The following is a 6936-nucleotide window of genomic DNA, read 5'->3' as shown; positions in this document are numbered from 1 at the left end:
TTCAAACCGGAGGCGCCCGACGAAAGCTTGGCAAACCAACACTTTGGAAGCATGCGGGCTACTTGCCGTCGTGTTGTCCTTTATTCTTACCGTTCTGTTGGTTGGTCTCATCCTTGGCTGAACCGATGCCCTTGCCACCGGCGACACTATGCCCGGCAATTGGCGAAGGTTGTGGCCAGTTCGAAGGATTAAACCATTCGTGCTAAGCGTTAATAGCTTGTAGCCATAGGAGAGGACGCCAACGTGGACAAACGGGCTGAAGGAGACGCGGAGAAATTGGCTCGAGGCGAGTTCGAGCTCAGAGCCGAACGATATGGTGTGAACGCCTTTCTTCTCGTTGTCGAACTCGTAAATCTGCTGGAAAAGCGCGGAACGATCAGCAGCGACGACGTCGCCAAAATAGCCGAGGCCGCCGCACTTGCCGTTGCCGCATCCAGCGAACCCGACGTGAACAGCATCAATCTGTTGCAGGCCATCGCTGCCGCACGCCGGCCCAAATAGGCTTATATCAAATCCGCCAGCAATCGGCGCCAACCGATAAACGCTATGTTGAACTGATCTCGGTCGAGCGTACGGAGCCTCTCCATGTGCAATGACTACGAGCAGCACATCGCCTGGGCCGAATACTGCCGGATGATGGAATCGCTGGCGCTCAAAATCCCCAGCCATCAAACCGAACTGGATCTGCCGCAGGCGGATGACATCCACATCAACGACCCCGCACCTGTAATGCGCGCCGCCGGCGACGCAATCGAACTGGCGTCGATGACATTCGGCTTTCCCCCGGCCGGGCCAAAAGGCGGACCTGTATTCAACTTTCGCTCGGAGGGCCGGCAGTTCAGCAACAGCAAGCGCTGTCTCGTTCCGGCGTCGGCATTCTTCGAATTCACGGGAACGAAATATCCAAAAACCAAGCACAGGTTCACACTGAATGGCCAATCGTTCATGGCGATTGCCGGGCTGTGGCGCGAGGGTGTCGGCAACAAGCCGCCGACGTTCACGATGCTGACGACCGATCCAGGCCCGGATGTCGCGCCATATCACAATCGGCAAGTGGTTGTGCTGCGGCCATCGGACTGGGCGGCCTGGATCCACCTGACGAGATCCGAGGCTGAACTCCTGCGGCGGTTGCCGGAAGGGTCGCTCAGAGTGGAGACAGTTCGGGCAGGTTCGGAGTAGGAACCATCGGAAAATTGCGCGCTGAGCTGCGGCCGCGCCTCACGGCGACGCGCGCCATGCTCAGAACGAATGCCCGCGCGATATAAGCGCTTCAGCCCCGCTTGACGTAGCCGGCGGTGACCTCGTCCTTGTGGGCGGCGAAAGCTTCCAGGATTTCGGTTTTCTCAGGCTTCGGAATCTTGAAATGATCCAAGGTCCGCCCGAGTTCGGCTGCGACCTCATCGAATTCCGCGGGGGAAATCCGCAGGTCGCGATGCGCCTCCTCGAGGCTGAGCGGCGTCGTGCCGGGCTTGGTGGCGACGAACTTGAAGGGCCCGCCAGAAACGTCGCAGACCCACAGCGTGCGCATGAACTTGAGGCCGGGCAGCCTTTCAAGGTTCTTGGTGTGCCATTTGCGCAGCTGCGGATTCTTGGACTTTTGGCCGACGATCGGGTTCCTCACGACGGCGTCGCTGAAATGATCGATCACCGCTGCGATGGCGAAAACACCCCCCAGCCGCTCATACAGACTTTTCTCAGATGCGGTTTTCTTCGTCTGCGCGAGCGCCTTGTCGACAGGCAATACCGACGTCGATGCGGCGGCCAGCGCCAGCGCGGCGACAACACTTCGTCTTGTGAGAGAAGTCGAAATTTTCATCCCTGGTTCCCTTCGAGGTTAGGCCAGAGCGAGCCGCAGCCTGTCTGGCGGGCTTCATGAAATGACATTCGGACACTTTGCCGTATTTTAGCATCGCCTAAAGAACTAACGAGCCCTTCGCCCGAATTATTCCGATTGGGCGGCATTGCCGTGGTCAACATGCGTCAAAAGGGGCGAAGGCCGCGCGGATGAGGAAGTGTTAAGCACGCGTCGCTGCACGCGGCAGAGGTCGCGAAGCCACTTCGGCCGCATCTGTGCCCCTGACCTTGGGCATTTTCCTTCTGTGTCGTGTTGTCGGCGGCAATCAGCCCCGGTAGGGGGCGTACAATCGCTTCCCGCGGCTTTGCCGGCTGCTTGCGGCCAATAGCCTGTGCTTTTCGAAGATCGCGAGCTTCTGCGGATAGGTCATCCGCACCTTGGCTTTGCACCCGTCGCATCTGAAGTGCGCGATTGTTCTTAGTGCAGAGCCCTTTCTTACCGCCGGATGCAAGCAATCCGGACATTCGAATGTGAGCGCGACATCCGATAAGTCTTCGGCTAAGCCCATTTCCGTCCCCTTCGCAAGCTCGGTGGCTACACTCTGGCGATTCTCAATGAGCAATTCAGATGCCAATCCGATTGTGCCAATGCGGGACTAGAACAATTCGCCTCGGAACGCCGCCTAGCTAGTGCGCCTTCTCTGCGCCTTTTGAGCGACGAAGAGACCTAACTTCCTCCAGCAGTTCGCGCTCATTGGTAGTCACGTTTCGGAAGATTGCGACAATCATCACCGCCAAGGCTTCGGCATCCAGGCTTAGAGGGTCAATGTGCTCATCTGCGCAAACCTGATCAAACACGCGTTCACAAATAGCCAAATCGTGAGGGCTGAGGCGAGTGCGATTGAAACGCCGGCGCGACATTTGCGAGCCTTCGACGCCCGCCGCCCCGTTGCAAAAGAAGCGGGCCTTGGCAAGAAACGCGAGTCGTTGAGTGGTTGTTCCGGGCTGCAAGCTTTGTTAAGCCGCCTGCAGCAGGGCAGACTGGAACGCCTTCCCCGCGCGCATCATGGCGCGTGCGAGCGGAGCTGTGCCTCGACCTTGGCATTTTCCTAGCATGGCGAGATGCTTGGCACCTCAGGCATTTTCGGGCGCCCGCCCGAACGGGGCTGGCCGCCATGCGCGGGCCGATCTTGGACGGCTGGACCGTTGGACTCACGTCAGACACAGTAGCCTGGGGGCAAGACTGCTTCGAACTCTAAACGGGGGCCGTCAGCTACCCATTTGACGACGCGGAGGAGCCACGCCTTGCGCTGCTGGCACTCGTCATCGCAGCCAATGCCACCGCGACACCTAGTTCCAACGCTTGAAAACTCTCCCTAGAGGGTTTGGCATCATGAACAGTCTTCTTTGGCGGCAGGCGCTTTAGCTCGCTCGAAACTTGGTCCGTGCCGTAAGTCGGTACATATGCTATAGCTAATATTGGGTCGAGGGGACGACCATGAAAGGGAGGACCAACCATGAAGCCGCATTCCCTCAGCGCCCGTCGTATTGGCCTGCTTATATTCTCGGTGTGTGCTTTCGGGCTGATGACGTCAGCCTCAATGCCCGCAGACAGCAAATTCGCCGTCGAGCCGGTGGTTGAGAAAAAGGTGAAGGAACTGCCCTCCGGACCGTTGTACTGGCGGCTGGATAATCTGCCAACGCTGGCGCAAGCCCAAAGCGTTGCGGGCCCGACCTCGCTTGCGGCCGAGGTCGCAGGCAAGGTCTGGCTGTTCACGCTTGGACCGAAGGATGGCTCTACGACCGGCGGAACCAAGGTCGTCGAGATCGGACCGATCCCTCCGATCAGCGCAAGCGAGTATTTGCTGCGTGTCAACCGCGCCGGTGGAGCGCCCGGCGTCAAGACGAAGATCCATACGCATCCGGGACCGGAGGCCTTCTATGTGCTGGCCGGCAAGCTCGGCCAGAGAACGCCCCACGGAGTGACCTATGCTGAAGCTGGCACGGCAATGATCGGACACGGGGCCAACACGCCGATGGAGGTGTTCAGCGCCGGCACAACCGATCTCGATGAGCTGGCCATCTTCGTGGTCGACGCCAATCAGCCGTTCTCGTCGCCGGCCAGCCTCGATTGAGGCGACATTTCCCGGGATGATACTTCCGCTCTCCACCTGTTGCAGACAGTCGGCGACCAGTTGACGCTAACAGGTGCATGCTGAATTCGATGGTGCTGCGAGAGAGGATTGAACTCTAGGTATCTATAATAAAATCACCTACTTACGATGAGTTTTGTAACATTGTGACGGGCGACAAAATGGCTGGGAATCACTTCTAGCCTGCGGTTCTGGCTGGACGCCAAAAGACCCGCCTCCCCTTTACTGTTTTCTCTCCAAGGCATTCTAGATCAAGCCTTCATTTGAATGCCTGGACCTTCACCGCGCCGCCAAGCACCAGGAACCGAAATACGTTTACGACGATCCGTATGCGCCGTGATGATAGATCAGCGCCGGGCCCGGCTCTCCGCTCACCACATGCCGGACGCTGCCGAGGATCAGCGCGTGGCTGTGGCGAATAATAGTATCCTCAACCGCGCAGTCGACCGCGGCAAGCGCCTCGTCGAGTGCCAGTGCGCCGCTTGCAAGGCTGGACCAGCGAGCGCCCTCGTAGCGCGCCGACCCCTTCAGGCCACCGCGCCCGGCAAAGCGGTCGGCAATCGCGATCTGGTCGGCACGCAGCACATTCACGCAGAAATGCCGATGCCGGCTGATGGCTGCCCAGGTAGACGAGTTCAGATTGATGCTGACAACCATCACCTCTGGTTCGACCGATAGGGAATGGGCGGTGGTAACGGTTGCGCCCGTCCGTTCGTCGCCAACACCGGCGGTGACCACGGAGACAGCTCCGGCCAGGTGTCGCATCGCAAATTTCAGGGGAACCCGGGTTTCCACTAAGGTTTCCAATAGGGGAACGCGTTCGGTCAGTGTCATCTGGATAGCCTCATCGTGTTTGCAGCTTCACGACGCCTTGCGACGCAACGCCGTTTGGTATCCCAACCATTGGTGAATTTCGGCGGCGATGCGCTCGGCATGTGCGGTGACTTCGGGAATTCCCATCAGTTCGCCGACGCTGCCTCGCGCCAGTGGCCCGCTGACGAAAATGCTGTCGGTCGGGCGCCCGGATGTGCCGACCGCACGGCCTTGGCTGTCGGTATCCAAACCAAGACCAATCGGATCGAGCCGGACCAATCCCATCCGCTCGAGCGCCGCAATCGCCGTGTTGGTCCGCAAGATATCGGCGTGCGCCGGTCCGGTCGTCACGACCACACTGTCGAAAGCCTCGACAACGACGCTGCGTTGGCCACGCAGCCGCTGCCTGACGCAAATGCGTCCGTCGACCTGTTCGGCGCCGACAATCGTTGCGGCGCGATAGGCAAGCTTGCCCTCGGCGACGCATCGATCGAGCACGTCCGCACCTTGCGGCGCGAGGCGGAAGCGATGCACGTCCCAGAGCGCACGAAGATGGCGTGCCACACGTCGCTGCTCGGCCAGCGGCAAGGCCTGCCAGATGGTTTGTCCCTGACGTCGGACGGCATCGAGCACCGGATGCCAGTCTTCGCCCCGACGCTTGGCATCAAGGATCGTTACCCGGATGCGCCTGAATAGTGCCGTTGCTCTGCGTGAAGGAAGGGTCGTGAAATCGCCAATTGGATCGGCCAGCATCGCGGCTTGGCCGCGCGAGCGATAGCCGTGGCGTGACTGCGCGACGATGCGGCCACGATGCCCCTTGCGGTCGAGCGTTGCAATCACGTCCGCCGACGTCAGTCCGGTGCCCACGACCAGGACACGGTCGTCGCGGCCGATCGCTTCCAGCCTCTCGAGATCATAGGGATTGGCCACCAGCCCGGCTGTGCCAGCCACGGACTTCAGGGGCATCGGCAAGGCCGGCGGCGGATGCGTCGTCGCAATCACCACGGCGTCGGCAGCGAGCGCCCCGCCATCAGCGAGGATCAGACGGTAGCCCTCGCCGGTGCGCTCGACCGATGCGACGGCGGACCTGACATGGCGGATCGTTTTGCTGAGAAGGAAGGGCCGGAGATGAGATTCCACATAGCGCCCGAAAACGCGACGCTGCGGGTAGAGTGCTCCGTAGGCGGCAATAGCCTCGGCATCGTCTACAATGGCTCTGGTCTGCTCCAGCCAGTCGGCAAAGTGGCTGTCCTGGCCGGAGATCAGCGTCATTCTCGACGCCGGCACATTGATACGATGCGCCGGATCTGCCGTGGAGTAAGCCAGACCATAGCCGAGCCCCTCGCGGGGCTCGACGACCACGATATCGGATGCACCGGCCGGGAGCAGTCGCGCCAGATGAAACGCAGTCGCCGCACCTGAAAAGCCGCCGCCGACAATCGCTACGATCGGTGCGCTGGCGCTCAAGACTGGCTCGCGCGCAGCGCCGACGGGCGATGGTCGCCGGCCACGGTTTCGCCGAAGGGGCCCATGTTGACGGCCGTCTGCCGCGTTGAGATCTCGTGATCGAGTGGCAACTGCGGCAACACAAGTTCGCCGAAGCGATAGGCTTCCTCCAGATGCGGGTAACCGGACAGGATGAATGTATCGATGCCTATGCGCCGGTATTCATCGATCCGTGCCGCCACCGTAGCCGCATCGCCGACCAGAGCGGTGCCGGCGCCGCCACGCACCAGGCCGACACCGGCCCACAGATTCGGACTGATTTCGAGTTTGTCGCGACGGCCGCCATGCAGCCGGCTCATGCGCGACTGGCCGACGGAATCCATGCGCGCGAAAACCTTCTGCGCCTCGGCGATCGTCTTGTCGTCCAGGCGGCTGATCAGGCGGTCGGCATCGGCCCAGGCTTCGTCATTTGTTTCGCGAACGATGACATGCAGCCTGATGCCGAAACTCACCTGGCGTGCGGCCTTCTCGGCAAGGCCGCGCACATGGTCGACCTTTGCGGCGACGTCAGCCGGCGGTTCGCCCCAGGTCAGATATTTATCGATCTGCTCGGCGGCGACCGCATTGGCCGCCTCCGACGAGCCGCCGAAATATAGCGGCGGATGCGGCGTCTGCACAGGCGGGAACAGCAGCCTTCCGTCCTCGATGCGGAAATGTCTGCCTTCGTAGG

The 6936-nt window shown here is 60.8% G+C and carries 8 protein-coding genes; 2 read left to right on the top strand and 6 right to left on the bottom strand.

Features of this window, described 5'->3' with window-relative positions:
• The coding region (locus NKH90_RS33940) for a hypothetical protein (protein ID WP_352823635.1) at window positions 1–534 on the bottom strand (534 nt) is incomplete at its 3' end.
• A gap of 51 nt (window positions 535–585) precedes the next feature.
• Here NKH90_RS33940 and NKH90_RS33935 point away from each other — a divergent pair.
• The gene (locus tag NKH90_RS33935) at window positions 586–1179 is read left to right on the top strand and encodes an SOS response-associated peptidase (protein ID WP_352819757.1); all 594 of its coding nucleotides are present in this window, start codon (window positions 586–588) and stop codon (window positions 1177–1179) included.
• Between the two features lie 91 nt (window positions 1180–1270).
• Here NKH90_RS33935 and NKH90_RS33930 read toward each other — a convergent pair whose 3' ends face one another.
• A complete protein-coding gene (locus NKH90_RS33930; protein ID WP_352823631.1) occupies window positions 1271–1816 on the bottom strand; it encodes a group I truncated hemoglobin in 546 nt (181 codons plus the stop codon).
• Window positions 1817–2481: 665 nt separating this feature from the next.
• On the bottom strand, window positions 2482–2805 hold the full coding sequence (locus tag NKH90_RS33925; protein ID WP_352453636.1) for a hypothetical protein: 324 nt from the start codon (window positions 2803–2805) through the stop codon (window positions 2482–2484).
• 506 nt (window positions 2806–3311) lie between these two features.
• On the opposite strand from NKH90_RS33925, the gene NKH90_RS33920 reads away from it, so the two are divergent.
• Window positions 3312–3929, top strand: coding sequence for a cupin domain-containing protein (locus tag NKH90_RS33920; protein ID WP_352453637.1), 618 nt, complete (start codon window positions 3312–3314; stop codon window positions 3927–3929).
• A 333-nt stretch (window positions 3930–4262) separates the two neighbouring features.
• Here the strand turns inward: NKH90_RS33920 and NKH90_RS33915 are convergent, their stop codons facing one another.
• The 3 genes from NKH90_RS33915 to NKH90_RS33905 form a co-directional block, all read right to left on the bottom strand.
• Window positions 4263–4781 (bottom strand): flavin reductase family protein, encoded by a 519-nt coding sequence (locus tag NKH90_RS33915; RefSeq protein WP_352453638.1) that lies wholly within the window; start codon window positions 4779–4781, stop codon window positions 4263–4265.
• Between the two features lie 27 nt (window positions 4782–4808).
• Window positions 4809–6227: an FAD/NAD(P)-binding protein gene (locus NKH90_RS33910; protein ID WP_352823628.1), complete on the bottom strand. Its 1419-nt coding sequence runs from the start codon at window positions 6225–6227 to the stop codon at window positions 4809–4811.
• The coding region (locus NKH90_RS33905) for an LLM class flavin-dependent oxidoreductase (protein ID WP_352823625.1) at window positions 6224–6936 on the bottom strand (713 nt) is incomplete at its 5' end. The genes NKH90_RS33910 and NKH90_RS33905, both read right to left, overlap by 4 nt.

The sequence above is a fragment of the Mesorhizobium sp. M0898 genome, assembly GCF_040319695.1.
Classification (GTDB): Bacteria; Pseudomonadota; Alphaproteobacteria; order Rhizobiales; family Rhizobiaceae; genus Mesorhizobium.
This window is presented reverse-complemented; position numbering and strand designations above follow the sequence as displayed.

Coding starts and splice junctions, on each gene's coding strand:
- NKH90_RS33935 (WP_352819757.1), top strand. CDS start 586: ATGTGCAATGACTACGAGCAGCACATCGCCTGGGCCGAATACTGCCGG.
- NKH90_RS33930 (WP_352823631.1), bottom strand. CDS start 1,816: ATGAAAATTTCGACTTCTCTCACAAGACGAAGTGTTGTCGCCGCGCTG.
- NKH90_RS33920 (WP_352453637.1), top strand. CDS start 3,312: ATGAAGCCGCATTCCCTCAGCGCCCGTCGTATTGGCCTGCTTATATTC.
- NKH90_RS33915 (WP_352453638.1), bottom strand. CDS start 4,781: ATGACACTGACCGAACGCGTTCCCCTATTGGAAACCTTAGTGGAAACC.